Source organism: Aurantimonas sp. A2-1-M11 (assembly GCF_036549475.1).
Classification (GTDB): domain Bacteria; phylum Pseudomonadota; class Alphaproteobacteria; order Rhizobiales; family Rhizobiaceae; genus Aurantimonas.
The window spans coordinates 43417-70410 of sequence record NZ_JAZHLI010000019.1 but is presented as its reverse complement, the minus strand read 5'-3'; the positions used below and the strand labels follow the sequence as shown (position 1 = coordinate 70410).

23 protein-coding genes are annotated in these 26994 nt (G+C 66.1%); 13 read left to right on the top strand and 10 right to left on the bottom strand.

Going from position 1 to position 26994, the window contains the following annotated elements:
* Position 1 precedes the first annotated feature (1 nt).
* A complete protein-coding gene (gene parC / locus VQ042_RS10875; protein WP_331819058.1) occupies positions 2–2254 on the bottom strand; it encodes a DNA topoisomerase IV subunit A in 2253 nt (750 codons plus the stop codon).
* Between the two features lie 208 nt (positions 2255–2462).
* On the opposite strand from parC, the gene VQ042_RS10870 reads away from it, so the two are divergent.
* Positions 2463–3647, top strand: coding sequence for a hypothetical protein (locus tag VQ042_RS10870; protein ID WP_331819056.1), 1185 nt, complete (start codon positions 2463–2465; stop codon positions 3645–3647).
* A gap of 111 nt (positions 3648–3758) precedes the next feature.
* On the opposite strand, the gene aspS is transcribed toward VQ042_RS10870, so the two are convergent.
* Complete coding sequence (aspS, locus tag VQ042_RS10865; RefSeq protein ID WP_331819054.1) at positions 3759–5546, bottom strand: aspartate--tRNA ligase; 1788 nt, start codon at positions 5544–5546, stop codon at positions 3759–3761.
* Between the two features lie 179 nt (positions 5547–5725).
* Here aspS and rnd point away from each other — a divergent pair, with 179 nt between their 5' ends.
* Complete coding sequence (rnd, locus tag VQ042_RS10860) at positions 5726–6877, top strand: ribonuclease D (RefSeq protein ID WP_331819052.1); 1152 nt, start codon at positions 5726–5728, stop codon at positions 6875–6877.
* A gap of 16 nt (positions 6878–6893) precedes the next feature.
* On the opposite strand, the gene VQ042_RS10855 is transcribed toward rnd, so the two are convergent.
* The 5 genes from VQ042_RS10855 to VQ042_RS10835 form a co-directional block, all read right to left on the bottom strand.
* Positions 6894–8453 (bottom strand): Ppx/GppA family phosphatase, encoded by a 1560-nt coding sequence (locus VQ042_RS10855; RefSeq protein WP_331819050.1) that lies wholly within the window; start codon positions 8451–8453, stop codon positions 6894–6896.
* Positions 8401–10620, bottom strand: a complete 2220-nt coding sequence (locus VQ042_RS10850; RefSeq protein WP_331819048.1) for an RNA degradosome polyphosphate kinase — start codon at positions 10618–10620, stop codon at positions 8401–8403. Before VQ042_RS10850 ends, VQ042_RS10855 begins: the two co-directional genes overlap by 53 nt.
* A gap of 320 nt (positions 10621–10940) precedes the next feature.
* Positions 10941–11633 carry a hypothetical protein gene (locus VQ042_RS10845; RefSeq protein WP_331819045.1) on the bottom strand — a complete coding sequence of 231 codons (693 nt, stop codon included), beginning with the start codon at positions 11631–11633 and terminating at the stop codon, positions 10941–10943.
* Positions 11634–11646: 13 nt separating this feature from the next.
* On the bottom strand, positions 11647–12804 hold the full coding sequence (locus VQ042_RS10840) for an AI-2E family transporter (protein ID WP_331819043.1): 1158 nt from the start codon (positions 12802–12804) through the stop codon (positions 11647–11649).
* Complete coding sequence (locus VQ042_RS10835) at positions 12801–13367, bottom strand: CDP-alcohol phosphatidyltransferase family protein (RefSeq protein WP_331819041.1); 567 nt, start codon at positions 13365–13367, stop codon at positions 12801–12803. Before VQ042_RS10835 ends, VQ042_RS10840 begins: the two co-directional genes overlap by 4 nt.
* Before the next feature lie 131 nt (positions 13368–13498).
* On the opposite strand from VQ042_RS10835, the gene purM reads away from it, so the two are divergent.
* The 3 genes from purM to VQ042_RS10820 all read left to right on the top strand — a co-directional run bounded on the left by purM (position 13499) and on the right by VQ042_RS10820 (position 15830).
* Positions 13499–14563, top strand: a complete 1065-nt coding sequence (purM, locus tag VQ042_RS10830; RefSeq protein WP_331819039.1) for a phosphoribosylformylglycinamidine cyclo-ligase — start codon at positions 13499–13501, stop codon at positions 14561–14563.
* Complete coding sequence (gene purN / locus VQ042_RS10825) at positions 14560–15264, top strand: phosphoribosylglycinamide formyltransferase (RefSeq protein ID WP_331819037.1); 705 nt, start codon at positions 14560–14562, stop codon at positions 15262–15264. Before purM ends, purN begins: the two co-directional genes overlap by 4 nt.
* A 128-nt stretch (positions 15265–15392) precedes the next feature.
* Entirely contained in the window at positions 15393–15830 is a 438-nt protein-coding gene (locus tag VQ042_RS10820; RefSeq protein WP_331819035.1) for a PACE efflux transporter, read from the top strand.
* Positions 15831–16074: 244 nt separating this feature from the next.
* Here the strand turns inward: VQ042_RS10820 and VQ042_RS10815 are convergent, their stop codons facing one another.
* Both VQ042_RS10815 and VQ042_RS10810 read right to left on the bottom strand, forming a co-directional pair.
* A complete protein-coding gene (locus tag VQ042_RS10815) occupies positions 16075–18207 on the bottom strand; it encodes a molybdopterin-dependent oxidoreductase (RefSeq protein WP_442880066.1) in 2133 nt (710 codons plus the stop codon).
* Between the two features lie 146 nt (positions 18208–18353).
* Positions 18354–19466 carry an alkene reductase gene (locus VQ042_RS10810; RefSeq protein WP_331819031.1) on the bottom strand — a complete coding sequence of 371 codons (1113 nt, stop codon included), beginning with the start codon at positions 19464–19466 and terminating at the stop codon, positions 18354–18356.
* A 193-nt stretch (positions 19467–19659) separates the two neighbouring features.
* Between VQ042_RS10810 and VQ042_RS10805 the strand changes: the two genes are divergently transcribed.
* From VQ042_RS10805 to VQ042_RS10795, 3 genes are all read left to right on the top strand, one after another.
* Positions 19660–20505, top strand: a complete 846-nt coding sequence (locus tag VQ042_RS10805) for a 23S rRNA (adenine(2030)-N(6))-methyltransferase RlmJ (protein WP_331819029.1) — start codon at positions 19660–19662, stop codon at positions 20503–20505.
* A gap of 64 nt (positions 20506–20569) precedes the next feature.
* The gene (locus VQ042_RS10800) at positions 20570–21103 is read left to right on the top strand and encodes a hypothetical protein (protein ID WP_331819027.1); all 534 of its coding nucleotides are present in this window, start codon (positions 20570–20572) and stop codon (positions 21101–21103) included.
* A gap of 14 nt (positions 21104–21117) precedes the next feature.
* A complete protein-coding gene (locus VQ042_RS10795; protein ID WP_331819024.1) occupies positions 21118–21723 on the top strand; it encodes a glutathione S-transferase in 606 nt (201 codons plus the stop codon).
* Between the two features lie 19 nt (positions 21724–21742).
* Here VQ042_RS10795 and VQ042_RS10790 read toward each other — a convergent pair whose 3' ends face one another.
* A complete protein-coding gene (locus tag VQ042_RS10790; protein WP_331819022.1) occupies positions 21743–22408 on the bottom strand; it encodes an outer membrane protein in 666 nt (221 codons plus the stop codon).
* Between the two features lie 369 nt (positions 22409–22777).
* On the opposite strand from VQ042_RS10790, the gene uvrC reads away from it, so the two are divergent.
* The 5 genes from uvrC to VQ042_RS10765 all read left to right on the top strand — a co-directional run bounded on the left by uvrC (position 22778) and on the right by VQ042_RS10765 (position 26850).
* The gene (gene uvrC, locus VQ042_RS10785; protein WP_331819020.1) at positions 22778–24844 is read left to right on the top strand and encodes an excinuclease ABC subunit UvrC; all 2067 of its coding nucleotides are present in this window, start codon (positions 22778–22780) and stop codon (positions 24842–24844) included.
* Between the two features lie 92 nt (positions 24845–24936).
* Positions 24937–25518 carry a CDP-diacylglycerol--glycerol-3-phosphate 3-phosphatidyltransferase gene (pgsA, locus tag VQ042_RS10780; RefSeq protein ID WP_331819018.1) on the top strand — a complete coding sequence of 194 codons (582 nt, stop codon included), beginning with the start codon at positions 24937–24939 and terminating at the stop codon, positions 25516–25518.
* A 76-nt stretch (positions 25519–25594) separates the two neighbouring features.
* Positions 25595–25846 (top strand): molybdopterin converting factor subunit 1, encoded by a 252-nt coding sequence (gene moaD, locus VQ042_RS10775; protein ID WP_331819016.1) that lies wholly within the window; start codon positions 25595–25597, stop codon positions 25844–25846.
* 2 nt (positions 25847–25848) lie between these two features.
* Positions 25849–26346, top strand: a complete 498-nt coding sequence (locus VQ042_RS10770; protein WP_331819014.1) for a molybdenum cofactor biosynthesis protein MoaE — start codon at positions 25849–25851, stop codon at positions 26344–26346.
* A gap of 102 nt (positions 26347–26448) precedes the next feature.
* On the top strand, positions 26449–26850 hold the full coding sequence (locus VQ042_RS10765) for a CBS domain-containing protein (protein WP_331819012.1): 402 nt from the start codon (positions 26449–26451) through the stop codon (positions 26848–26850).
* Positions 26851–26994 lie beyond the last annotated feature (144 nt).

Below are 26994 nucleotides of genomic sequence, written 5' to 3'. Positions count from 1 at the left end.
CCTAGCCGTCGAACCTGTTGGTCTTGGGGAAGCCCTTCGGCACCAGGCGTCCGGCCTGTGCCCGGTCGCCGCGCCATTCCAGCAGCTCGGTTTCCGAACGGGTGAAGCTGCGCCCGGCCGAATCGGACCAGGTCAGCCCGCCCGCCATGGCAAAGACGCGCGCGTCGGACAGGCCGCCGTCCTTGTAGCGTTGCAGCCGAACGCCCTTGCCGCGGGTCATCTGCGGCACCTGCACCAGCGGGAAGACCAGCAGCTTCCGGTTCTCGCCGACGATCGCCACATGGTCGCCCGCGCCCACCGGAGCGGCGAGTGCGAGCCGCGTCTTGCCGGCGAGGTTCATCAGTTGCTTGCCCTTGCGGGTGTTTGCCAGCATGTCGGCCTCGCTGGCGATGAAGCCGTTCCCGTCGGTGGAAACCAGCAGTCTGCGCCGCTCGGGATCGGCGACGAAGGCGAGCGCGATGTCCTGCTCGTCCTCGAGTTCGAATGCGAGCCGGATTGGCTCTCCCTGTCCGCGCCCGCCCGGCATCTTGTCCGCGCCATGGGTGAAGGCGCGGCCGCCGGTCGACAGGAACAAGAGCTTGTCGGTCGTCATGGCATGGAAGGCGAGCTGCAACCCGTCTCCCTCGCGGAAGGCCAGCGACGAGAAATCCGCCAGATGGCCCTTCATGCCGCGCAGGAAGCCCTTCTTCGAGAGGACGACCGTGATCGGCTCCTTCTCGATCAGGGCGACCGTGATGTCGTCGAGCGCACGGTTGGGCGCATCGGCGAACAGCGTCCGGCGACGCCCGACCTTGGTCTTCTTGGAATAGGACTCGCGCACCTCGCGGACCTCAGCGGCGATGCCAGCCCACTGCCGCTCCTCGGACGCCAGCAACGCTTCCTTCTCGGCCTTCTCGTCGGTCAGCGTGTCGAATTCGCGCTTGAGTTCGAATTCCTCCAGCTTGCGCAGTGAGCGCAGCCGCATGTTGAGGATCGCCTCGGCCTGGGTGTCGGTCAGCTCGAAGGTCCGCATAAACTCGGTCTTCGGCTCGTCCTCCTCGCGGATGATGCGGATCACCTCGTCGAGATTGAGAAAGGCGATGAGATAGCCGGACAGGATCTCCAGCCGCCGCTCGATCTGCGCCAGCCGGTAGCGCGACCGGCGCACCAGCACCTCGCGCTGATGCGCCAGCCATTCGGCCAAGACCTCCTTGAGCGACAGGACCTTCGGGACCTTGCCACCGGACAGGACGTTCATGTTCAGCGGGATGCGCGATTCCAGATCGGTCAGCCGGAACAGCGATTCCATCAGGAGTTCGGGGTCGACCGTCCGGCTCTTCGGCTCGATGACGATGCGCACGTCCTCGGCCGATTCGTCGCGCACGTCGCCGAGCAGCGGCAGCTTGCGCGCCAGGAGGAGCTCGGCGATCTTCTCGATCAGCCGCGACTTCTGGACCTGGTAGGGAATCTCGGTGACGACGACCACGTAGCCGCCGCGGCCCTGGTCCTCGGTCTCCCAGCGCGCCCGCACCCGGAACGAACCGCGCCCCGTGTCGTAGGCCTCGCGGATCTGCGCGTGATTGTCGACGATGACGCCGCCGGTCGGAAAATCCGGACCCTGTACGAAGCGCAGCAGCGCGTCGGTGGTGGCCTCCGGGTTCTCGATCAGCTTCAGCGCCGCGTCGCAGAGTTCGGCGGCGTTGTGCGGCGGAATCGACGTGGCCATGCCGACGGCGATGCCGGACGAGCCATTGGCGAGCAGGTTCGGGAACGCGCCCGGCAGGACGATCGGCTCGTCCTCCTCCTCGTTGTAGGTCTTCTTGAAGTCGACCGCGTCCTCGTCGATGCCGCGCAGCAGCAGCGTGGCGACATCGGTCATCCGAGCTTCGGTGTAGCGCATGGCCGCCGGGCTATCGCCATCGACATTGCCGAAATTGCCCTGCCCGTCGATCAGCGGATAGCGGATCGCGAAATCCTGGGCGAGGCGCACAAGCGCGTCGTAGATCGAGGCATCGCCATGGGGATGGAACTTGCCCATCACGTCGCCGACGATGCGGGCGCACTTCTTGTAGCCCTGGCCGGGGTCCAGCCGCAGGATCCGCATGGCGTGGACGATGCGCCGATGCACCGGCTTCAGGCCATCGCGCACATCCGGCAGCGCGCGGCCCATGATGGTCGACAGCGCATAGGCGAGGTAGCGCTCTTCCAGCGCTGCCTTCAGGTCGATCGGTTCGATGTCGCCGCCGCCGGCCGGCGGTTCGGTAGCCTTGCCCATGGGCCTCCTCTAGGCCATGCCCCGGACAGGAACAACACCGGAACGGGCTTATCCCGAACTTTGTCGGCTCCGCGCCGAACCGGGCACTCGCCGCCCGCCGGCCCGTCCCCCTTTAACGCGGGAAGGACTTCGCCATATGTCTCGCGCAGGGCACGACGACCGAGCACCGGCCGGGCCAGCCCGCCGGCTTCCAGCGAAAGGTTTATCCATGCACGTCAAGACAGGCATATCCGCAGCCGCGACAGCCGTGCTGCTCCTCTCCTCGACATCGGCCTTCGCCGTTGACGCCCAGGCCTTTTCCGAGCGCCTGAAAGCCGTCACGGCCGAGCAGGAAATTCCGCTGTCCTTCGCGAGCGCCGAAGCCGAGGGCGAGGACGTCATCCTCAAGGACGTCTCCTTCGGCGAGTATGGCGATGTCGGCGATCTGACCTTCGAGAACGTCTCCGGTTCGACGCCGGAAGGCTGGACAGTGGAGCGCCTGGCCCTCCCCGAAATCGACAAGACGGAGGACGGCAATCGGGCACAGGTCAGCGGCGTCAGTTTTGAAGGCATCATGCTCGCCGGCACGGACGAGGCAAACACCCCGGCAGCCATGAAATTTTCCAAGCTGTTCTTCGACAAGGCCACGGTCGCCAGCATCGACCTGGGCAAGGACGGGACGTCCGTCTTCACGCTGACCGACGCTTCCATGGAGAACGAGATCACCGATGGCGGAGCGTTTTCGACCGATTTCAACGTCGATGGGTTCACCGCCGATCTGACCGCGGGAGATTCGCCCGAGACCACCCAGGCCATCCGCGACGTCGGCTATGACAGCATCAGCGGCTCGATGACCGGCTCGGCCAATTGGGAGCCCGACAGCGGCCTCCTCGAGCTCGACCCGTTCGAGATCTCGGTCGACGACGCGGGGGATCTGTCCTTCACCTACGCGATCTCCGGCTACACGCCGGCCTTCATGGAATCCTTGCAGCAGCTCCAGGCCCAGATGGAGAGCAATCCGGACAACCAGCAGGCCACCGGCATGGCCGTGATGGGGCTGATCTCGCAGCTGTCGCTGAATTCCGCCGACATCACCTTCACCGACGATTCCCTCACCGGCAAGCTGCTCGACTATTATGCCGATAAAAACGGCCAGAGCCGCGCCGAGCTGGTGCAGAACCTGACGGCGATGCTGCCCCCGGTGCTCGGCTATCTCCAGAATCCGGAGTTCCAGCAGGAGGTGACGGACGCCGTGACGGCCTTCCTCGACGACCCGCAGGCGCTGTCGATCAGCATCGCGCCTGACAACCCGGTCGCCGCGACGCAGATCATGGGCGCCGCGATGGGCGCCCCGCAGACTCTGCCGAAAGTCCTGTCCCTGTCGGTCGGGGCGAACGACGCAAACGCAGAGTAAACGCGTCCGCTGACGTCACACTCTCATCCTACAAGAAAGGCCCCGCGCTTGCCGCACGGGGCCTTTTTCATGTCCGAAGTTGGGTAACCGATCGGCTCCCAGCTGCCGTGGTCAGGCCTTCGTCTGCGGCGCGACGCGCAGGCCGAGCTCGCGCAGCTGCGCTGGCGATGCTTCGTTCGGCGCGCCCATCAGCAGGTCGTGGGCCTGCTGGTTCATCGGGAACATGGCGATCTCGCGCAGATTGCGCGCACCGCAGAGCAGCATGACGATGCGATCGACGCCGGCAGCCATGCCGCCATGGGGCGGCGCGCCGTACTGGAAGGCGCGATACAGGCCGCCGAAGCGCTCCTCGACCGTCTCCCTCGAATAGCCAGCGATCTCGAACGCCTTCACCATCGTCTCGGGAATGTGGTTGCGGATGCCGCCGGACGCGATCTCGAAGCCGTTGCAGACGATGTCGTACTGGAACGCCTTGAGGTGCAGGGGCTCCTCGCTCTGCAACGCCTCAATGCCGCCTTGCGGCATCGAGAACGGGTTGTGGGCGAAGTCGATCTTCTTGTCCTCCTCCTGCCACTCGTAGAAGGGAAAATCGATGATCCAGGCGAGCTCGAACCGGTCGCGATCGATGAGGTTCAACTCCTCGCCGACGCGCGTGCGGGCAGCACCTGCAAAGGTCGTGAAGGCGTCGGGACGACCGGCGACGAAGAAGCAGGCGTCACCCGCCTCGAGCCCGAGCTGGGTGCCGATCGCCTCCGTGCGCTCCTCGCCGATGTTCTTGGCGAGTGGCCCGGCGCCGGACAAGGCGCCGTTCTCTTCGCGCCAGAAGATGTAGCCGAGGCCCGGCTGCCCTTCGCCCTGCGCCCAGGAATTCATCCGGTCGCAGAATGCGCGGCTGCCGCCGGTCTTGGCCGGGATCGCCCAGACCTCGACCGCCGGATCACCGGCGATCATGTTGGCGAACACCTTGAAGCCGGAGCCGGCGAAGTGCTCGGTGACCGCGCACATCTCGATCGGGTTGCGCAGGTCCGGCTTGTCGGAGCCATATTTGCGCAGGGATTCCGCATAGGGGATCCGCCGGAAGGTCTGGCTTACCGGCTTGCCGTCGGCGAAGGTCTCGAAGACGTTGCGGATCACCGGCTCCATGGTCGCCAGGATGTCCTCCTGCTCCACGAAGCTCATCTCCACGTCGAGCTGGTAGAACTCGCCATAGAAGCGGTCGGCGCGCGGGTCCTCGTCCCGGAAGCACGGCGCGATCTGGAAGTACCGGTCGAAGCCGGACATCATGATCAGCTGCTTGTACTGTTGCGGCGCCTGGGGCAGCGCGTAGAACATGCCGTTGTGAAGCCGCGAGGGCACCAGGAAGTCGCGCGCCCCCTCGGGCGACGACGCCGTCAGGATCGGCGTCTGGAATTCGAAGAAGCCGGCATCTCCCATCAGCTGGCGCATCTTCGAGACGATCTGGATGCGCCGCATCATGTTCTTGTGCAGCGTTTCGCGCCGCAGGTCGAGGAAGCGGTATTTCAGCCGGATGTCCTCGGGATAGTCGGGCTCGCCGAAGACCGGCAGCGGCAGCTCCTTGGCAGCGGACAGGACCTCGATCTCCTTGGCGAAGACCTCGATCGCGCCGGTCGGCAGCTTGGCGTTGACGGTCTCGTCCGAGCGCGCCTTCACCTCGCCGTCGACCCGGATCACCCATTCGCCGCGCACCGTCTCGGCGATGGCGAAGGCCGGGGAATCGGGATCCACGACGACCTGGGTCAGGCCGTAGTGGTCGCGCAGGTCGATGAACAGCAGGCCGCCATGATCGCGAATGCGGTGTGCCCAGCCGGACAGGCGTACCGAGGTGCCGACATCCTCCTTGCGGAGGGCGGCGCAGCTGTGACTGCGATAGCGATGCATGGCGTTCTCTCTAATGGCTGGCCCGCCGCGACGCTGCGTCGATGCGCGCGCAGGCGGGTCGTTCTCGATCGGCGGAATCGCCGCGGACAAGCGCACGCGTCATGCTCCATGTCAAGATTCCGAGCCGCGGCAACGCTTCCGGGTTTCGCCCGCGCCGCGGATCGGTCTAAAGGAAGCCCATGCACACGATCACCACCACCGCCGAACTGTCCGATGCCTGTTCTCGGCTCGCCGCCGCCGACTTCGTCACCGTCGACACCGAATTCATCCGCGAGACGACCTTCTGGCCCGAGCTGTGCCTGATCCAGATGGCGTCCGACGATCTGGCCGTTCTGGTCGATCCGCTGGCCGACGGCCTCGATCTGGCGCCGTTCTTCGCGCTGATGCGCGATCAGAGCGTCGCGAAGGTCTTCCACGCCGCCCGCCAGGACGTCGAGATCATCCACAAGCTCGGCGGCACCATCCCGGCGCCGCTGTTCGACACCCAGGTCGCCGCCATGGTCTGCGGATTCGGCGAATCGATCGCCTACGACCAGCTCGTCGCCCGTACCACCGACGGCCGCATCGACAAGACGTCGCGCTTCACCGACTGGCGCCGCCGTCCCCTCAGCGAACAGCAGCTCGTCTACGCGCTGGCCGACGTCACCTATCTGCGCGAAGTGTATCGCACCCTGTCGGCGGAGCTTGCCGAAAAGGGCCGGACGCGCTGGGTCGACGAGGAAATGGCGATCCTGACCGATCCGGCCACCTACGACGTGCACCCCGACGACGCCTGGCGGCGGCTGAAGCTTCGGGTGCGCAAGCCGATCGAGCTGCAGATCCTCAAGGAAGTTGCCGCCTGGCGCGAGCGCGAGGCCCGCGACGCCGACAAGCCGCGCGGCCGCATCCTCAAGGACGATGCGATCTACGAGATCGCCCAGCAGGCGCCGACCGACGAACAGGGCCTGTCGCGGCTGCGCACGATCCCGCGCGGCTTCGAGCGCAGCAATGCCGGCCGCGAGATCGTCGCCGCCGTGCAGCGGGCGCTGGAGATGCCGCGGGCCGACCTGCCGGCAATCCCGCGGCCACCCCAGCTTCCCGAGGGCACGGCTGCCGCCGTCGAATTCCTCAAGGTGCTCCTGAAGATCGTCGTCGAGGAAAATGGCGTTGCCGCGAAGATGATCGCCTCGGGCGACGATCTGGAACAACTCGCCTGGAAGGGCGAGGATGCCAGGATCGCGGCGATGGACGGCTGGCGCCGGGAGATCTTCGGCGACCGGGCGCTGGACCTTTTGAAGGGCGAGACAGCCCTCGTCTATCGAAACCGCAAGGTGGAGATCGTCGCGCTCTGACGCGGCGATCGTTCGCTCAGCGGACTTCCATCCGCAGCGTCTTCTCGACGACCTTGGCAAACTGCTGCAGGCGGCCTTCGGGGCGCTCGCCGACGAGGTCCGCCAGCTCCGCCGGGATAACCAGCGTGAAGCCGCCGCGCGGGTCCTGCACCCACTTCATCTGGTTCAGCACGCCGGGCATCGACGCCGTCAGGAGATAGGCGACACGGAACAGCGAGCCGAGGATCCGGGCCCGCTGCATCAGCCGGTCGTCGACGAGACGCTCGATCTCCGGCAGGTGCACCTGCTGGAAGCTGCCCTCGTGGCGATAATAATTGGTCAGGCCCAGATACACCCGCCCGCGGTGATCGATCGCCGGGAACGCGGCATGGGCGATGATCGAGAGCGACTGCTTGCCGCGATAGTCCGGATGTGCACGCCAGCCGATATCGGCGAGAAGGCAGGCCGCCTGGCGCAGCCGCTCCTCTTCCTGCGTTTCCTCGATCCCGAAGACCTCGAAGGTCCGTCGGCTCCAGTCGACGAGTTCGCGTGCGTGGGCCGGGGAGCGCGATCGCAGGATCGACAGTTCCCGCGCCGATTCCAGCAGCGGATCCTTCTCTCGTTCGTCCTCCGTCAGCAGCGAATGCAGGTAGCCTTCGCGCACACCCAGCGCCGACAGCACGATCTTGGACGGCTTCAGGTGCCGCACAATGCTCCTCAGCGTCACGGCGCCATAGGCAAGCAGCGGGCGCCGCGACTTGGAGACCGCGCCGATCCCCGGAAGCTTCTCGGGATCGGTGCGCACGACGAGGTCGAGAAAGCCGTCGATCCCGGCGCTGTCGATCTCGTAGCCATGCATCACGTGAAGCGGATATTTTTCCTGTTCCATGTGCAGCTTGGCGAGGTTACGCCAGGTCCCGCCGACGGCGAAGAACGGGCGTCCCTCGCCCTTGCCGGCCAGGCTGCAGGCGGACAGGTGGCTCTCGGCAATGGCCTGGGCGCGCGTCAGGTCGCCCTCCGACAGGTCGCGCAGGCGCAGGCCGCCCAGCGGCAGGGTCAGGCCGCCCTCGAAACCACCGGCATGGATGTCGACCAGTTCCAGGCTGCCGCCGCCGAGATCGCCGCCGATCCCGCTGGGATTGTGGAAACCCGCCAGGACGCCTTCGGCCGCATACCGGGCTTCGTCCTCGCCCGACAGGATCGCGATCGGGCAGCCGATCGCGGCCTCCGCCGCGGCGATGAACTCGGGCCCGTTCTGGGCCTCGCGAGCCGCCGCGGTCGCGATGGGATGGATTTCGCGAACATTGGCCTGCTGGGCCAGCCGGCGGAACCGCGTCAGTGCGGCGAGCGCGCTGTCGATTGCCTGCTGATCGAGCCGGTTGGTGCGCGCCAGCCCCTTGCCGAGACCGCTCAGCACCTTCTCGTTGAACAGCACCGTCAGCGAGCGCCGGTTGCCTTCGTAGATGACCAGACGAACCGAGTTCGACCCGATGTCGACGACTGCGACCGGCTGGCGATCCTGCAGCCGGCCTTGTGCGTTCGGCTCAGTCGAACCGGGAATGTTCTGCCCGCTGTCTTGCGATGAGTTTTGGAGCATCCGTCTTCAGTGCTTTACCGCGCCCCGACAGACTCGGATTTGTCATGAAATAGCGTTGGGCATTGAACGGCTGTTCGCCCGGCGAAGGCACGATATGGCGCGAGGTCCCGTCCGCGGCTACCGACCAGCTCTGCTGATTGTCCAGAATGTTTCCCAGCATGATCTGGGACAGGATCTGGCTGTGGACCGTCGGCGTCGAGATCGGGACCAGCGTCTCCACCCGCCGGTCGAGATTGCGCGGCATCATGTCGGCCGAGCCCAGATACACGATCGCGCCCTCCGAGGGCAGCCCCTGCCCGTTGCCGAAGCAGAAAATTCGGCTGTGCTCGAGAAACCGGCCGACGATGGATTTCACGCGGATGTTGTCGGACAGCCCTGCCACGCGCGGACGCAGGCAGCAGATGCCGCGCACGATCAGGTCGATCTCCACGCCCACCTGGCTCGCCCGGTACAAGGCATCGATGATCGCCGGATCGACCAGCGAATTCATCTTCATCCAAATCTGGCCCGGCCGTCCGGCCTTCACATGCTCGGCTTCGGCGCGGATCAGATTGACGATGCGGCTGCGCATGGTCAGCGGCGAGATCGCCAGCTTCTTCACCTCGGTGGGCTCGGCGTAGCCGGTGATGTAGTTGAACACCAGCGACATGTCGTGGGCGATCTCGGGATCGGCCGTGAAGTAGGACAGGTCGGTGTAGATGCGCGCGGTGATCGGGTGATAATTGCCCGTGCCGATATGGCAGAAGCTGACCAGCCGCCCCTCTTCCCGCCGCACCACCAGCGACAGCTTGGCATGGGTCTTCTTCTCGATGAAGCCGAACACCACCTGCACGCCGGCCCGTTCCAGGTCGCGCGCCCAGCGGATGTTGGCCTCCTCGTCGAAGCGGGCTTTCAGTTCGACGAGCGCGGTCACCGACTTTCCGGATTCGGCCGCGTCTATCAGAGCCCGCACGATCGGGGAATCGTTCGAGGTGCGGTACAGCGTCTGCTTGATGGCGATGACGTTCGGGTCCTGCGCAGCCTGCCGCAGAAACTGCACCACCACGTCGAAGGATTCGTACGGGTGGTGGACGATGATGTCCTTCTCGCGGATCGCCGCGAAGCAGTCGCCGTTGTGCTCGCGGATCCGCTCGGGAAAGCGCGGGATGTAGGGCGTGAACTTCAGGTCGTCGCGCGGCAGCTTGCAGAGCTGCGATACCGAATCGAGCGCCAGCATGCCGTCGAGGACCGACACCCGCACATCCGGGACTTCCAGTTCGTTGGCGACGAAATTGCGCAGGGATTCCGGCATCACCGAATCGAATTCGATGCGGATCACCGACCCGCGCCGCCGGCGCTTCAGCGCGCTTTCGAACAGGCGAACCAGGTCTTCGGCCTCTTCCTCGACCTCGATGTCGGAGTCGCGGATGATCCGGAACGTGCCGGCGCCGCTGACCCGGTAGCCGGGGAAGAGCTTGCCGATGAACAGGGCGACGACGCTTTCCAACGGCACGAACCGCGTCATGCCGGCCGCGTTGGGCTCCATCTGGATGAAGCGCTGCAGCGCCACCGGAAGCCGCAGCAAGGCGTTCATGCGCTGCGAATCGCGTTCGCGCACCAGCGCCAGGGCGATGGAGAAGCCGAGATTGGGGATGAACGGGAACGGATGGGCCGGATCGACCGACAGCGGCGTCAGCACCGGGAAGATCGTCTCGTTGAAATGGTTCTCCAGCCAGGCGCGGTCGTCGCGCTTCAGGTCACCGGCGCCGACGATCTGGATACGCTCCTCGCGCAACGCCTTGACCAGCTCGGCCAGCGAGGCCTGCTGCTCTTCCTGCAGGTTGTGGACGTCGACCAGGATCTGGTCGAGCTGCTCCTGCGGGGTCAGCCCGTCGATGCTGCGCACGGTGATCTTTTCGCGCACCTGGCCGGCCAGCCCTGCCACCCGCACCATGAAGAACTCGTCCAGATTGTCGGCCGAGATCGACAGGAAGCGCACCCGCTCGAGAAGCGGATGCGCAGGATTGAGTGATTCCTCGAGCACCCGGCGATTGAACTGCAGCCAGGAAATCTCGCGATTGACGAAGCGGTCCGCCGGCAGTTCGCTTTCACCCAGCGCCTGCGGCGACGGAGTACCCGCTTCGACGTCCGCGGTCGGCGTTTCAAGAATGACCGACGACTCGCTCATACGCGAATCCTGCACTGGCTGGGACACGGCTGCCTCACCCTCGTTCTGGGCCCGCCCCGCCACCTGATCATCGGCAGGGGCACTGCCCGATACCGTCCGGGTGTCGGGAGCGGTCTTGTTGGCTGGCGCAGCCCTGCGGCGCTGCGGTGTGCGCGCCTGCGTCAGCGCCACGCCGCTTTCCGTCGTGCTCGTCTCGGAGGATTTCGTTTCGGATGCCCCAGACGTCGTTTGGCGCGGGGCCGCGCGGCGGCGCTGCGCTCGTGGCTTGCGTGGGGGTGTGGGGGTCTTGGTGTCCATTCTGGCTCCTCCGTCGCCGCCGGTTAGCGACCGGACGCGACAGTCGCATGACGCATTGCGGGACCGCCCCGGTCAAGGACCCGCCTGAGCAAGCGTGTGCCGATCCGCTCCCGCGTCGCGAGAGCCTCGCGGTCGATCGCGGCCACCAGATGGCCGGCCGCATCGAGCGAGCGCTCCATGCGCTGGACGAGATAGTGGACGGCCCTCGGCGCCACGACGATCTGGCGGTCGGCGAACAGCTTGATCAACACGCCGGTCAGGAGCGCGTCGTCGGGCGCTCCCAGTTCGGCGATGGTCGCCGCGGTCAGGCGCGAGCGCAGATCCGCGGTCTCGATGGCCATGGCCTGTGGTGGCACGCGCGACGTCAGCAGCAGATTGCCGCCACCCAGGCGTGCGGCATTGACCATGCCGAAGAGCTCCCGCTCCGACAGCGCCGAGCGGTCGGCATCGTCCACCACCACCTTGAAATCGGCCTCCCCGACGAGGTCGTCCGTGGTGCCGGGTTTCGCCGCCGACGCCCCGGCCCGCTCACTCCAGGCATTGGCAAGATGGGTCTTGCCGGATCCCGGCGGACCGACGACCAGCAGGACCGAATGCCGCCAGTCCGGCCAGGAATCGATCGCTTCGACGGCGAGACGGTTCGACGGTGACACGATCAGATCCTCGCGGGCGAGCGAGGCCGCGTGGGGCAGTTCGAGCGGAATCTGTGTCGGCATCGCGAGTGGCGTCCTACAGGCCGGCCTTGCCGCGCGGGGTCGTACCGATCGCGGGCAGCGAGGATTGCGCCTCGATCTCCGGGGACTCCGAAGGGCGTGTGCGACCGTAATACATCTCGCTCTGCAGATATTGTGACAGGGCGAAACGCACCAGGACGCCCACTGCCGCCGCCGCCGGCACAGCGATCAGCAGGCCGACGAAGCCGAAGAGCGCGCCGAAGGCGAACAGCGCGAACATCAGCCAGACCGGATGCAGCCCCACCGACGCGCCCACGAGCTTGGGCTGCAGGATGTTGCCCTCGAAGAACTGGCCGACGAAGAACACCACCGCAACCATCAGGATCGAGATCCAGTCGGGCCAGAACTGCACGAGCGCCACGCCGAGTGCCAGGACCAGGCCGATGGCCGACCCGACATAGGGGATGAAGGAGATCAGCCCGGCGAAGAGGCCGATCAGCAGGCCGAAATTCAGCCCCGTCAGGGTCAGGCCGACGCCGTATATCGTGCCGAGGATCAGGCAGACGCTGCCCTGCCCGCGCACGAAGCCCGCCACCGAGCGGTCGATCTCGCGGGCAAGCCGCCGAACCGTGTCGACATGCTGGCGAGGCGTCCAGGCATCGATCTTCTCGACCATCCGGTCCCAGTCGAGCAGCAGGTAGAAGGCGACCACCGGTGCGACGACGAACAGCGAGACGAAATTGACGACGGCCAAGGAGGACGACCACAGGCCGCCGAGGAATGTCGTGACGATGCCCGTTCCCTCGCTGGCGAACTGGGCGAAGTCCTGCTTCAGGTTCATCTCCTCTCCCGTGAACAGGAAGGCGAGCGGACCGCTGCGCATCGACACGGCGATTGCCTGCAGCCGGTCGAGATAGTCCGGGATGCGCTCGGCGAAACTGGCGATCTGCGAGCCGATGACCGGTACAACCACCAGGATCGCGGCGGCGAACACCAGTACGAACAGGACTAGGATGACGATCGTGGCCATCAGGCGCGAAAAGCCGCGGCGCTCGAACCAGTCGGCCACCGGGTCGAGGAAATAGGCGATCACCATCCCCACAAGAAATGGCAGCAGGATGCTCGAGAACATCCACAGCAGCAGCACGCAGACGAGCGCCGTCACGCTCCAGAACAGGACCTGCCGCCGGATCAGCGCACTTCGATCGGTCATTGCGGGTCGCCTCTGCGGTCGGACGGATCGTCTGCGGCGTTCATGTGTCGAAGCCAATCAACGAGATAGGCGGCGGCCGACACACCGGTCAAGACTACTGTGACCGCCACCAGGAAATCGATCTCGGCCCTCAGCGACAGCTCGAAGGCGGGCTCGCCGAGCGCCACCCCCGCAAGCACGATCTGCGCCACGGTGTTGAGCTTGGAGACCAGAAGCGGTCGCACGACGACCGGTCGGCCCATCACATAGGACAGCAGAACGGCGGCCACGATCAGAAGGTCGCGGCTGACCACCGCGATCGCCAGCCAGTCGGGCAGCCGCCCCAGTAGCGCCAGGCCCACGAAGACCGAGACGAGCAGCGCCTTGTCGGCGATGGGATCGAGATACAGGCCCAGATCGGAATGCTGGTCGAAATGCCGGGCGATCGCTCCGTCCACCGCATCGGAAATGCCGGCCGCGACGAAGATCCCGAAGGCCAGCATCCAGTCGCCGCCGATCAGCGCCCAGATCAGCACGGGCACCGCCAAGAGACGCCCGATCGTGATGAGATTGGGCACGGTCATCGGGTGCCCGGGGCCACGCCGGGGTCCGTTGCCGGTCATTGTCGTACCATGGCGACAATCCTTCGCATCGCGGTCCGGGTCTTGCTCACGGCCGACGATCATGTCAACTCGACCAAAACGGTGCGGGGACCATGGCCGAAACGACTCCACTGACCTATCGCGACGCGGGCGTCGACATCGACGCAGGCAACGATCTCGTGCGCCGCATCAAGCCACTCGTGCGCGCCACTGCACGGCGCGGCGCCGACGGCGAGATTGGCGGCTTCGGCGGGGTCTTCGACCTGAAGGCCGCCGGCTTCGACGATCCGCTGCTGGTTGCCGCCAATGACGGGGTCGGCACCAAGCTGCGGATCGCCATCGAGACCGGGCTGCACGACACGATCGGCGTCGACCTGGTCGCCATGTGCGTCAACGACCTCGTCGTCCAGGGCGCCGAGCCGCTGTTCTTCCTCGACTATTACGCCACCGGACGCCTCGACCCGGCCGAGGGCGAAACCATCGTCAGGGGCATCGCCGACGGGTGCCGCCAGGCCGGCTGCGCGCTGATCGGCGGCGAGACGGCGGAGATGCCGGGTCTTTATGCCGACAAGGACTACGATCTGGCGGGCTTTGCCGTGGGCGCGGTGGAACGCGACCGCCTGCTGCCGGCCGGCACCATCGAATCCGGCGACATGATCCTCGGCCTTGCGTCGTCCGGGGTCCATTCCAACGGCTATTCGCTGGTGCGCCGCATCGTCGAGCGCTCCGGCGTCGGCTATGGTGATCCGGCACCATTCGACGCGGGCCACAGCCTCGGCGAGGCGCTGATGGCGCCGACACGGATCTATGTGAAGCCGCTGCTGGCCGCCTTCGCCAAAACACGCGGCATCAAGGCTCTGGCCCACATCACCGGCGGCGGCTTCGTCGAGAACATCCCCCGCGTCCTGCCCGAGCACCTGCGGGCCGACATCGACCTCTTCGCCGTCCCCGTGCCGCCGGTCTTCGGCTGGCTCGCCGAAACGGGCGGGGTCACGGAAGCCGAGATGCTGCGCACCTTCAATTGCGGCATCGGCATGGTGGTGGTCGTCTCCGACGCCGATGCCGCCTCGGTGAGCGCCATCCTGCAGAGCGCGGGCGAGACGGTCGTGCCGCTGGGCCGCATACGTCCGCGCAAGGACGCCGCCGTGACCTTCAACGGCGAACTGGCGCTGGCATGAGCGTAGCGCGGCGTAAGAGAATCGCGATCCTGATTTCGGGCCGCGGCTCGAACATGAGCGCGCTCATCGCGGCCTGCATGGATCCGAACTATCCCGGCCAGATCGCCGGGGTGGTCTCCAACCGGGCGGACGCGCCCGGCCTCGACACGGCGCGGCGCTACGACATCCCGGCTGTCGCAGTCGACCAGACGAAGTTCGGGGACCGGGCGGCCCACGAGGCGGCAATGATCAGGGCGCTGGACGACCTTGCGCCGGACGTCGTCTGCCTGGCCGGCTACATGCGGCTCCTGTCGGCGGATTTCGTGCGCCGCTACGAAGGCCGACTGATCAACATCCACCCGTCGCTGCTGCCGCTGTTTCCCGGTCTGGATACGCACAAGCGGGCGATCAATGCCGGCATGCGCATCCATGGCTGCACCGTGCATTTCGTCACCGACCGCATGGACGAGGGTCCGATCGTGGCCCAGGCCGCCATCGCCATCGTGCCCGGCGACACGCCCGAGCGCGTTGGCGAGCGGCTGCTGCGGGCCGAGCACCGGCTCTACCCCCACGCGCTCAAGCTGGTGCTGGACGGGATCGTGCGCATGTCGAACGGCCGCGCGATCGTCAAGCCGGCGCCGCCGCCGCGCGAAGACGACGCCATGCGGCTCGGCGACGGCGATCCGATCCTCGTCTCGCCCGACGCTCGCCGGAACGGCTGACGCCCTTTCTCATGGACTTGCCTGGCTTTGCAAAATGCCGGCGAACGCCCATATGGGTAGACGAAGGACGACCTTCCTTTCCCCATGACACCGCCGGGACGACCCGGCGCAGCACAAGCAGGGTCGTCATGCGCTCCACCCCCGACCGCATTCGTCACGCCATCAGCTTCGAGATCCTCGGGCTCGCCCTGATCACCCCGATCGGCGCGTGGCTGTTTCATGTCCCCTTAGCCGATCTTGGCGTGGTGACGATCGTCGGCGCGACCATCGCGACGATCTGGAACTATGTCTACAATCTCGGCTTCGACCATCTGATGCAGCGGCTGCGCGCGACGACGCGCAAGACGCCGCTCATTCGCATCGTCCACGCGATCCTTTTCGAGGTCTGCCTGCTGGTGTTCCTGCTGCCGGTCATCGCGCTGTATCTGGAGGTCAGCCTCCTGCAGGCGCTCCTGATGGACGCCAGCTTCGCCGCCTTCTATGCGGTCTACGCCTTCGCCTTCAACTGGGGCTACGACCGGCTGTTCCCGCTGCCCGAATGGCGCGAGGCGGCGGCAAAGGGTTGAGCGCAAAAAACCGAAGATAACGCTCTCCATTCAAAGGCATAACGCCGCGAACGGACGCTGATTCAGAACTGGAAGAACCTGGCCGGGAGTCCGGAATTCCAGGGCGATTCCTCGTTTCCCGCCGTTCGAGGCGGTCAGCCACCAGCCGGACGACGCGATATGCGCCAGAGCTGTGGTCGAGGGGTCAGCCCGACAGGACGATTGACTGCACCCGACCGAACCTGATGGCGACCCAGTGTCGATGCTATCCGCGCGCCGTCCTGAGCCACACGCGGTTGTCGTGGAACGCCGCGCCGCCGAAGGGGGCTACCGGATCAGCGCCGGTCAGGACGTTGATCCCCTCGCCGTCGAGAAAATCCGTGTTCGTCCAAAGCCCTTCATGGATCAGGACGCCGGGCTTGGCCGTGTCGCTGACCTTTACCGGCAGCCGGACGCTGCCGCGGGCATTGCCGATGGTCACTATCTCGCCGTCGCCCAGGCTTTCGCGCAGCGCGTCCTCGGGATGCAACAGCAATTCCGGCGCGCCCTCGCGCGAGCGCGATCCACGCGTCTCGGCGAAGGTCGAATTGAGGAACTGCCGCGCGGGCGACGTCGCCAGCCGGTAGGGATGCGCCGCATCCGCGGTCTCGATCAGCGTGACATGATCGGGAAATTCCGGCAGCCCGGCCACCGGTCCCTGCGGGCCCATGCTGTCCGGCGGCCGGTTCGGCGCCGCGGAGCCGATCCAGTCGGGTTTGAAGCGGAACCTGCCATCCGGCCAGGCAAAGCCGTTCAGGAAATGTGCCTGCGCGAAGGGCGGCTGGCGGTCGATCCAGCGTTCGCGCTGCAGACCGTCGAAGCCTTCGGCATCGCCTGCTGCCTTGAGCATATTGTCGATCAACGTGCGTTCGGTCAGGCCGAAGCCCGGATGGTCGGCGACGCCGAGGCGCTTGGCGAGTTCCTCGATGACGAAGTGATTGGTGCGCACCGTCTCCGGCGGGTCCACCAGCTTCGATCCGAGGACGATGTGGTTCTGGCCGCCGCCGCGATAGATGTCGTCATGCTCCAGGAACATCGTCGCCGGCAGCACCAGGTCGGCGAGCTTCGCCGTGTCGGTCATGAACTGCTCGTGGACGCAGGTGAACAAATCGTCCCGCATCAGGCCCTGCCGCACCAGCCGCTGCTCGGGGCAGACATTGGCCGGATTGGTGTTCTGGATCAGCATCGCCGTCACCGGCGGGCCGTCCGACAACGACGCGGCGTCGCAGGTCAGCACCGCGCCGATGCGCGACTGGTCGAGATAGCGGATCGTCGGATCGCGGTCGGCGGCACCCATGATCTCGGACTTGTCGAGGCCGAAGATATCCGAGTTGGAATGGAAGGCGCCGCCGCCCTCGTGCCGCCAGTTTCCATACACCGCCGGCACCGACATCGCCGCGTGCATCGCGACTGCGCCGTTGCGCTGGCGGGTGAAGCCGTAGCCGAGCCTGAAGAAGGTCCGCGGCGTCCGCCCGACCAGCGCCGCGAAAGCCTCGATCGCCTCGACTGCCAGACCGGTGATGGCAGAAGCCCATTCCGGCGTACGGGTCGCCAGATGGGCTTCCAGTCCGGCCGGATCGTCGGTGTAGCGGGCGAGATAGTCGCGATCCGCCGTGCCGTCCCGAAACGCCACATGCATCAGCGCGCAGGCCAGCGCCGCGTCGGTGCCGGGCCGCAGCTTCAACGCCATGTCGGCCTGCTTCATCGTGGCATTGTCGTAGATGTCGATGACGACGATCCTGGCGCCGCGTTCCTTGCGGGCCCGGGCGGCATGGGTCATCACATTGACCTGGGTGGCGACCGCATTGGTGCCCCAGATGACGATGCAGTCGGACTGTGCCAGTTCGCGTGGATCGGCGCCGCGCATCGCACCGGCCCCCACGAACCAGCCGGTCCAGGCCATGTTGGTGCAGATCGAATCGAACTGGCCCGAATAGCGCTTGGCGTGGCGCAGGCGATGGATGCCGTCGCGCTGCACCAGGCCCATCGTCCCGGCGTACTGGTAGGGCCAGACGGCCTGCGAGCCATAGCGCGCCTCGGCCTCCAGGAATGTCTCGGCGACGAGGTCGAGCGCGGCGTCCCAGCCGATCTCGCGCCACCCGCCTTCGCCCTTTGCGCCGACACGCTGCATCGGGGTCATCAGCCGGTCGGGATGGTGGATCCGCTCGGCATAGCGCGCCACCTTGGCGCAGATGACTCCCGCCGTGTAGTCGTTGGCCGCCGCTCCGCGCACCCGGCCGATTGTCCGGTTCTCGAGGATTTCGACGTCGAGGGCGCAGGTGGAAGGGCAATCATGCGGACAGGCGGAATGTCCGATGGCGACGGGAAGCGGCTTGTTCATGGCGCCATGATACCGCATGGGCCGCAGCCGCCCCAATGCATTTTCGTGATCCGGTCCATTCGTCCCGGGTGAGCCGCCATGCGCCACGCAACTGAAAAAAGGCCGGAACCGACGGCTCCGACCTTTTTCTCGAAGCTGGAGCGGGACGCCGTGGCGTCCCGTGATCAGGCGGCCTTGGCCAGCCGCCCCCGTTCGTCCTCGCTCAGTGGCGGATAGTCGATATAGCCCTTCTCGTCGCCGCCATAGAGGGTCGACTGATCCCATTCGGCGAGCGGCGCGTTCAGCTTCAGACGCTCGACGAGGTCCGGACTGGAAATGAACAGCTTGCCGAAACAGACGAGATCGGTCTTGCCGTTCTCCACGCGCTCGATGGCCATTTCGCGGTCATAGGCGTTGTTGCCCATGTAGATTCCGTCGAACCGGTCCTTCAGCGACCAGGCCTTGAACGACTGCGGATCGCGGTTGCCACCGGTCTCGCCCTCGATGACGTGCAGATAGACCAGCTTGCGCTTTGACAGTTCCTCGACATAGCGCGTGAAAAGCGGCTCGGGATCGCTGTCGGCCAGATCATTGGCAGGGCTGACCGGCGAGATGCGGATGCCGACGCGCTCGGCGCCCCAGACGCCGACGACGGCATCGACAACTTCGAGCGGAAAGCGCATGCGGTTCTCGATGGAGCCGCCATATTCGTCGGTGCGCTGGTTGGCGCCGTCACGCAGGAACTGGTCGAGGAGATAGCCATTGGCCGAATGGATCTCGACGCCGTCGAATCCGGCGGCCTTGCAGTTCTCCGCCGCCTTAACGAAGTCGGCCACCACGCGCGGCAGTTCGTCCGTCTCCAGCGCCCGCGGCGCCGGGATGTCCTTGAACCCGTCGGTCGTGAAGGCCTTCATGTCGGGCTTGACCGCCGAAGGCGCGACCGGCAGCGCACCGCCGGGCTGCAGGTCCGGATGGGAGATCCGGCCGACATGCCAGAGCTGCAGGAAGATCTTGCCCCCCTCCGCGTGGACCGCGTCGGTCACCTTCTTCCAGTCCGCCACCTGGCGATCGGTGAAGATGCCCGGCGTCCAGGCATAGCCGCGGCCTTCCGGCGAGATGTTGGTCGCCTCGGTGATGATCAGGCCGGCGCCCGCGCGCTGCCGATAATATTCCACATGCATGTCGCGCAGATCGCCATCGTCGGTGGCGCGGCTGCGCGTCAGCGGTGCCATCACGACACGGTTGGCCAGTTGGGTGGGACCGAGATCAAGCGGTTCGAACAGTTTCTCGTCAGCCATTGCGGCGTCCTCTTCCGGATGCAAAGACAGCCGGCAAGCGCCGGCATTGCAACGAGAGATGGGAACTTGCCGCATTGCGGTAAGGCCGATGAACACAGCGTTCGCAAGCCGCCATCCAGCCTCGCTCCGCGCCAGTCCTGAACGCGGAGGTGGCGCCAGCGACTGCAGCCAGCTCGGAAGGACGCGACGCTCGATGAATTACCGCCACGCCTATCACGCGGGAAACTTCGCGGACGTGGTCAAGCACGCCCTCCTCACCCGCCTGATCGCGTATCTGAAGCGCAAGGAAAAACCATTCCGCGTCTTCGACACCCATGCCGGACGCGGCAGCTATTCGCTGGACGCCGACGAAGCGCAGCGCACCGGCGAGCACGCGGACGGCATCGGCCGGCTCGTCCAGGCAACCGCCGACGTCGTCGCCAACCCGCTGCTGTCGGTCTATCGCGACGCGCTGGAGCCCGATCTCGCCGAAGGCCGCTATCCAGGCTCGCCGCTGATCGCACGGCGCCTGCTGCGCAGCCAGGACCGCCTGTCCGCCTACGAGCTGCACCCTGAGGACGCCGCGGCGTTGAAAGTGCTATTTGCAGGCGACGTCCAGACCAAGGCGATCGCGCTGGACGGATGGCTGGCGCTCGGCTCTCACGTGCCGCCCAAGGAGAAGCGCGGGCTCGTGCTGATCGACCCGCCCTTCGAGCGGACCGACGAGATCCACGCCATTGCCGACGGCCTGACGAAGGCGCTGCAGCGCTGGCCGGGCGGCATCTATGCCGTCTGGTATCCGCTGAAGCGGCCTGCCCTCGTCGCGGCACTGCACGAGCGCCTCGACGCCTTGCCTGGCAAGGAACGGGTGACGGCAGAATTCTTCCGCGAGCCCTATTCGGCGGACGAGCGGTTCGTCGGCACCGGCCTCACCGTCATCAACCCGCCCTTCGTCTTTGCCGAGGAGGCCGAAGCAGTTCTGAAGACACTCGCCCCGCTGCTGGGGAGCGGCGCAGACGCAACATTTTCGATTTTTACGTCGACTTCCCCCCACGCCTGAGGTTGCGCGCAAGCTTTTCGTGCTACCGAAGACCCACCGATCAGACGTCGCGGAAGGCTTTCCCATGCATCGCTCCCTCGCTGCCGCCCTTGCCCTGTTCATTGCCGGCCTGATGGCTCTGCCCTCCCAGGCGGCCGATCTTCGCTATGGCGAACCGGCGCCGGCACGCACCGCGCTGGTACCGGCCTGCGACGATGCGGCCGTCCTCGGACAGGTCGAGGACCAGTTCGAATACGGCGCGCCGGTCGTGCTCAACGAAAAGGTCGAGATCCTCGAATTCAGTGGCATGTTCGAGAAGGCCTATCTCCCGCAGCGACTGGACGATCCTTTGCCCTCCGAACCGATCGAGCGCCGCTACTGCCAGGCGACGGCACTGCTGTCCGACCATGTGAGCCGCACTGTCTATTACGTCATCGAGCATCCGATGGGCTTTGCCGCCGCCGGCGAATATCTCGGCGCCTTCTCTCCGGTCGCCGCATGGCGTGCCGAGGGCTGCGTGCTGGGTCTCGACGAGTGGCACGTCTATGGTGCCAATTGCGAATCGCTGCGCCGCTTCCCGGAGGAAGGACGCACCGGGTATGGCTACGTCTCCAAATAGGATCGTCGAACCGCATGCGTCTGTATTATTCCACCCCGTCCCCTTTTGCCGCCAAGGTCCGCATGGCTGCCAGCCATTGCGGCATCGCGCTTGAGACGGTTCCGGTCGACACGACCGCCGAGCCCGACGAGCTGCTCAAGGCCAATCCGCTGGGCAAGATTCCGGTTCTGGTGATGGACGATGGCGCGACGGTCTACGACAGCCGCGTGATCTGCGCCCTGTTCGATCGCATGAGCGGCAACCAGATGGTCCCTCAGGCTCTCGAGCCCTGGCGCCTCGTAGCCACGACCGAGGCGACCGCCGATGGGATTGTCGACGCCCTGATCCTGTCCGTCTACGAGGTCCGTTATCGTCCCGAGGACAAGCGGCACCAGCCCTGGGTCGACAAGCAGTTGCGGAAGGCCGATCGCGGGCTCGCCGTGCTCGAACAGCAGATTCTGGAGCTTCCCGAAGAACTGACCGTCGGACATTTCGCCGTCGCCGCGCTGCTCGGTTGGGCGACGATGCGCTTTCCCGGCAAGATCGAGGGTGAGCGGCCGCAACTGGCGGCCTGGCTGCAGCGCTTCGCGCAGCAATTCCCCGCCTATGAGGACCTGAAGCCGGCCCTGCCCGCGAGCTGAGAACCGACCGGGCCGGCCGCTAGAACTTCAGCGCCACGCCGGCCCGGATCGAGTGTTCGTCGAAGCCGGACGAGACGCTGGTATTGCCGAGATCATAGGTCTCGCTGCCGAAATCCGAATAGCGATATTCGAGACGCGAGGTCACGTTGTCGGTGATGCGCGCCTCGACGCCGGCGCCAAGCGTGTAGCCGATGCTGGTCTGGCTGTCGGAAAAACCGTTCAGCGACAACTCGTTGCGAGCCGCCGCGACACCGCCCGTGGCAAAGACGAGGAACGGATCCACAGCCACGCCGGCACGGGCGCGAAACGAGCCGAAGATGTCGGTGTCCGCGTCGATCCGTGCGCCGGTGTTGGTGCCGTCGGCATCCACGCCGGACCCGCCAATATCGGCTTCCAGGCCGTAGACGAACTCGTCGGCCTGCCAATTGTAGCCGGTATAGACGCCGCCGACGAAGCCCTCGCCGTCGAAGCTGGCGCCGCCGGACTGATCGAAGTTCGACGTGTTGTAGCCGACGAATGCCCCGGCATAGGGCCCGGACCAGACATAGACGGGCGAGGAAGGTGCCAGTGGCGCGGGCATTGGAGCCTGCGCCTCTTCCAGGAAGGCGTCGGCGGCCCGGGCAGCAGGCACCATGGCGACGATCGCCGTGGTCGCGAGTGCGAGACTGCGAAGCAGGTTGAGCATGCGCCTTCTCCTTCCAGACCTCGTAGGGACGACGACGCGCCCCGATGGTCGCAGCGGGGCGACACGCCCTAACACGTCGTTTGATCCCGCTTACCTGGCTTTGAAATGGGGTTCGATCGGATCCAAAACAGGTACAATCGCGGATGGTCGCATCCGGCTCGCGCGATTTTTGGCGACCGTTGCCGAATCGCGACAGGCGACTGCGAGCCAACATTGCAACCGTGCCTGTCCGCCGCCCCCTGCATTCTCGCCATGGCGGAATCATATAGAAGGGACGCGAACGGTCGGACCAATGACGAATTCGGACCGGGAACACCTTGATACGAGATATCCGGAAGCGGCCGCAAGCTCTTCTCCGGCCAGGACAAAATGATCGACGAGCCCGAAGAAACAGACGACGACCTGATCGAGGAAGCAGAGGCCGGTCCGCAGGACGACGACGAGGGCGCACCCGGCGATGGCGCCGCCGCCAGTGCGGCGCTGCTGGCGTCGATAGACTGGGACGACGCGGGCCGGCAGCTGGCCGCCGACCTCGTTGGGGCAGATCTCATCGCCGCCCTCGCCAAGCGTCTGCCGAACCAGCCGGGCGTCTATCGCATGTTCGGCAAGGACGGCGACGTTCTCTACGTTGGCAAGGCAAGCTCCCTGAAGAAGCGCGTCGCCAGCTATACGCGCCTCGGCGGCCATACCCAGCGCATCGCACGGATGATCCGCGAGACGCGGCAGATGGAATTCGTGACGACGCGCACGGAGACCGAGGCGCTGCTGCTCGAGGCCAACCTCATAAAGCGCCTGCGGCCGCGCTACAACGTGCTGCTGCGCGACGACAAATCGTTCCCCTACATCCTGGTCAGCGAGGATCACGAGGCCCCCGCGATCATGAAGCACCGCGGCGCGCGGTCGCGAAAAGGCAGCTATTTCGGTCCCTTCGCCTCGGCCGGTGCGGTCGGCCGCACGATCAATTCCTTGCAGCGGGCCTTCCTGCTGCGCACCTGCACCGATTCGGTCTACGAGAGCCGCACCCGGCCGTGCCTGCTCCACCAGATCAAGCGGTGCGCCGCCCCCTGCACCGGCGAAATCTCCATCGCCGACTATGGCGCTCTGGTGGGCGAGGCCAAGGCGTTCCTGTCTGGCCGCTCGAACCAGATCAAGAGCGGCATGTCGGCGGCCATGCAGGAGGCGTCCGACGACCTGGATTTCGAGCGCGCCGCGATCTACCGTGACCGTCTGGCGGCGCTCTCCCACGTCCAGAGCCATCAGGGCATCAATCCGGCCGGCATCGAGGAGGCCGATGTCTTCGCCATCCACCAGGAAGGCGGCATGACCTGCATCCAGGTGTTCTTCTTCCGCACCGGCCAGAACTGGGGCAACCGCGCCTATTTTCCCAAGGCCGATTCCTCGCTGGAGCCGGGCGAGGTGCTGGGGGCGTTCCTCGCCCAGTTCTACGACGACAAGCCGGCGCCGCGACTGATCCTGCTGCCGCTGGTGGTGGACGACGGCCCGCTTCTGGCCGAAGCCCTCAGCCTCAAGGCCGTTCACCGGGTGCAGATCGGCGTGCCGGCCCGCGGCCTGAAGCGCGATCTCGTCGATCACGCCACCGCCAATGCCCGCGAGGCGCTGGGCCGCCGGCTGGCCGAGACATCGTCCCAGGCGCGGCTCCTGGCCGGCGTTGCGGAGACCTTCGGCCTCGCCCGCGCGCCGCGGCGAATCGAGGTCTACGACAATTCCCACATCATGGGCACGGCCGCCGTCGGCGCGATGATCGTCGCCGGACCGCAGGGCTTTGCCAAGAATCACTACCGCAAGTTCAATATCCGGGGCGACGACATTACCCCCGGCGACGATTTCGGGATGATGAAGGAGGTCATGCGGCGACGCTTCTCGCGGCTGATCAAGGAGCATGGCGGCGAGCCGGAGAGCGTGGCCGCCGAGGAGGACGAGGCCGATCCCCAGGACGCCCTGTCCGACGCCACCCTCCCCGCCTGGCCCGACCTCGTCCTCATCGACGGCGGCAAGGGGCAGATATCGGCGGTGCGCGAGATCCTCGCAGACCTCGGCATCGCCGAGCGGGTGACGACCATCGGCGTCGCCAAGGGTGTCGACCGCGACGCCGGACGCGAGCGCTTTGTCACCGGGACACGCGAGCCGTTCTCGCTGCCGCCGCGCGATCCGGTGCTGTATTTCCTGCAGCGGCTGCGCGACGAGGCCCACCGCTTCGCCATCGGCACCCATCGGGCGCGGCGCAAGAAGGAACTGGTCAAGAACCCCCTCGACGAGATCGGCGGGATCGGCCCTTCCCGCAAGCGCGCCCTGCTCCATCATTTCGGGACGGCAAAGGCCGTGTCGCGGGCCGCGCTCACCGATCTGCGCGAGGTCGAGGGCATCTCCGCGGCCATGGCTAAATTGATCTACGACCATTTCCACGAGCGCGGGTGACCAAACCGTCATGTTCGACTGGGACAATGGCGGTTGACGAAAGCCCGGCTGACGGGCTTGTACTGGCACGCACAGCCGAAGCGGACCTATTCATGGCATCTCGGGCCTACAGCCTCCCCAATCTCCTGACCTATGCGCGCATCGTCTGCGTGCCGCTCGTGGTCCTCTGTTTCTTCCTGGAAGGCCAGTTGCGCAGTCCCGACTACGCGCGCTGGTCGGCCCTGGTTATCTTCCTGGGCGCCAGCATCACCGATTTCTTCGATGGCTATCTGGCGCGGGCCTGGCAGCAGACCTCGACGATCGGCCGGATGCTGGACCCGATCGCCGACAAGCTGCTGGTGGCGGCGACGCTGCTGCTCCTGGCAGCCGACGGCACGATCGCCGGCTGGAGCCTGTGGGCCGCGATTGTCATACTGTGCCGGGAGATCCTGGTCTCGGGCCTGCGCGAATATCTGGCCGAGCTCAAGGTGTCCGTGCCGGTTACCCAGCTCGCCAAATGGAAGACGACGATGCAGATGGTGTCGATCGCCTTCCTGCTTGCCGGCCCCGCGGCCGACGATATCTTTGCCTACGCCACCGAGACCGGGATCCTGCTGCTGTGGCTCTCGGCGATCGTGACGCTCTATACCGGCTACGATTATTTCCGCGCCGGTCTGAAGCATATCGCGGACTGACGGCGGCTGGGCGTCGGCTCCGGCTGACGGACGTGCGAAGCTGTCCCATTATGTCCATTGCAGGAGGTCCCTTGCCATGAAGCTTGCCTATTTCGCATGGGTGCGCGAGCGCATCGGCGTGTCCGACGAAGACGTCGAACTGCCGGCGGGGATCGTCACGGTGGCCGATCTCCTTTTGTGGCTGAAGGGCCGCGGCGAGACCTACGAGGCGGCACTCCAGACACCGGAATTCATCCGCGTCGCCATCGACCAGGAGCATGTTGACCATTCCGAACCGGTCGCCGGCGCTCGCGAGATCGCCCTCTTTCCCCCGATGACGGGAGGCTGAGCGTGGCCGGCAAAGTGTCCAAGCCGGCCTCGTCCGCGGATGTCGTACCGGTGGTGCAGATCCAGGCAGAACCCATCGACATCGCAGCCGAGATCGCGGCCATGACCGGGGGCGGAGCGGTCGGCGGCCTCGTCACCTTCTCGGGCTATTGCCGCGACGAAGGCGGCCGGCTCTCGGCCCTCGAGCTGGAACACTATCCCGGCATGGCCGAACGGGAGATCGAGCGCATTGCACGCGAGGCGCTGTCGCGCTGGCCGCTCCTGGGCTGCACCGCGATCCACCGCTTCGGCCTGATCAGGCCCGGCGAGGACATCGTCTTCGTCGGCTGCACATCCGCGCACCGAAAGGCCGCCTTCGATGGCGCATCCTTCCTGATGGACTTCCTCAAGACCCGAGCGCCGTTCTGGAAGCGCGAGCACCTGATCGACGGCTCGACCGGCGGCTGGGTGGAATCGCGCAATACGGACGACCACGCCGCCGATCGCTGGCACAAGCTATAAGCATCATCGCGCGCCGCACCGTCAGCCGCCCGACACCGGGCAGCTTCCCACCTGTCATGTTTGGTTTACACTTCCACGATCTTGCGTGGGAGGAGCACCGTCATGAAGATCGGGGATCGGCCGGAGTTTCGCGACAAACCGAAACCGCTCAGCTTCGGCCCGGACATTCCGGTAATCGAGGCGGCCACGCAGATGGCCAAGCGGAACATCGGATCGGTCATGATCATCGACGGTGAGGAAAAGCTTCTCGGTGTCGTGACCGAGCGCGACATCCTCAACCGGCTCGTGGCCGAGAAGCGCGATCCGGCGACGACCCGCCTGTCCGAGATCATGACCGCCGGCGTGCGCGTAGCGAAGGCCGACGACGACCTGATCGAATGGATGCCGATCATGTCGAACGAGCGTTTTCGCCGGCTGCCGATCGTCGACGAGCACGGCAAGGTCATCTCGGTCATGACGCAGGGCGATTTCGTCTCGTACACTTGGCCGAACCTTTTGTATTAAGCCGGCGAGATCACCCGGTCGACGTTCGGCCGCAACTACCAGATCATGCTCGTGGCCGGCAGTGTCCTGCTCTACACGATCATCCTGATCGTCGTCCTCACCGCGTATTTCGGAAGCTGAGGACGCCCGAAACGACAAAGGGAG

Excerpts from the sequence above, each read along its gene's own strand:
- parC (WP_331819058.1), bottom strand. The coding sequence starts at position 2,254 with ATGGGCAAGGCTACCGAACCGCCGGCCGGCGGCGGCGACATCGAACCG.
- VQ042_RS10870 (WP_331819056.1), top strand. The coding sequence starts at position 2,463 with ATGCACGTCAAGACAGGCATATCCGCAGCCGCGACAGCCGTGCTGCTC.
- aspS (WP_331819054.1), bottom strand. The coding sequence starts at position 5,546 with ATGCATCGCTATCGCAGTCACAGCTGCGCCGCCCTCCGCAAGGAGGAT.
- rnd (WP_331819052.1), top strand. The coding sequence starts at position 5,726 with ATGCACACGATCACCACCACCGCCGAACTGTCCGATGCCTGTTCTCGG.
- VQ042_RS10855 (WP_331819050.1), bottom strand. The coding sequence starts at position 8,453 with ATGCTCCAAAACTCATCGCAAGACAGCGGGCAGAACATTCCCGGTTCG.
- VQ042_RS10850 (WP_331819048.1), bottom strand. The coding sequence starts at position 10,620 with ATGAGCGAGTCGTCGGTCATTCTTGAAACGCCGACCGCGGACGTCGAA.
- VQ042_RS10845 (WP_331819045.1), bottom strand. The coding sequence starts at position 11,633 with ATGCCGACACAGATTCCGCTCGAACTGCCCCACGCGGCCTCGCTCGCC.
- VQ042_RS10840 (WP_331819043.1), bottom strand. The coding sequence starts at position 12,804 with ATGACCGATCGAAGTGCGCTGATCCGGCGGCAGGTCCTGTTCTGGAGC.
- VQ042_RS10835 (WP_331819041.1), bottom strand. The coding sequence starts at position 13,367 with ATGACCGTGCCCAATCTCATCACGATCGGGCGTCTCTTGGCGGTGCCC.
- purM (WP_331819039.1), top strand. The coding sequence starts at position 13,499 with ATGGCCGAAACGACTCCACTGACCTATCGCGACGCGGGCGTCGACATC.
- purN (WP_331819037.1), top strand. The coding sequence starts at position 14,560 with ATGAGCGTAGCGCGGCGTAAGAGAATCGCGATCCTGATTTCGGGCCGC.
- VQ042_RS10820 (WP_331819035.1), top strand. The coding sequence starts at position 15,393 with ATGCGCTCCACCCCCGACCGCATTCGTCACGCCATCAGCTTCGAGATC.
- VQ042_RS10815 (WP_442880066.1), bottom strand. The coding sequence starts at position 18,207 with ATGCGGTATCATGGCGCCATGAACAAGCCGCTTCCCGTCGCCATCGGA.
- VQ042_RS10810 (WP_331819031.1), bottom strand. The coding sequence starts at position 19,466 with ATGGCTGACGAGAAACTGTTCGAACCGCTTGATCTCGGTCCCACCCAA.
- VQ042_RS10805 (WP_331819029.1), top strand. The coding sequence starts at position 19,660 with ATGAATTACCGCCACGCCTATCACGCGGGAAACTTCGCGGACGTGGTC.
- VQ042_RS10800 (WP_331819027.1), top strand. The coding sequence starts at position 20,570 with ATGCATCGCTCCCTCGCTGCCGCCCTTGCCCTGTTCATTGCCGGCCTG.
- VQ042_RS10795 (WP_331819024.1), top strand. The coding sequence starts at position 21,118 with ATGCGTCTGTATTATTCCACCCCGTCCCCTTTTGCCGCCAAGGTCCGC.
- VQ042_RS10790 (WP_331819022.1), bottom strand. The coding sequence starts at position 22,408 with ATGCTCAACCTGCTTCGCAGTCTCGCACTCGCGACCACGGCGATCGTC.
- uvrC (WP_331819020.1), top strand. The coding sequence starts at position 22,778 with ATGATCGACGAGCCCGAAGAAACAGACGACGACCTGATCGAGGAAGCA.
- pgsA (WP_331819018.1), top strand. The coding sequence starts at position 24,937 with ATGGCATCTCGGGCCTACAGCCTCCCCAATCTCCTGACCTATGCGCGC.
- moaD (WP_331819016.1), top strand. The coding sequence starts at position 25,595 with ATGAAGCTTGCCTATTTCGCATGGGTGCGCGAGCGCATCGGCGTGTCC.
- VQ042_RS10765 (WP_331819012.1), top strand. The coding sequence starts at position 26,449 with ATGAAGATCGGGGATCGGCCGGAGTTTCGCGACAAACCGAAACCGCTC.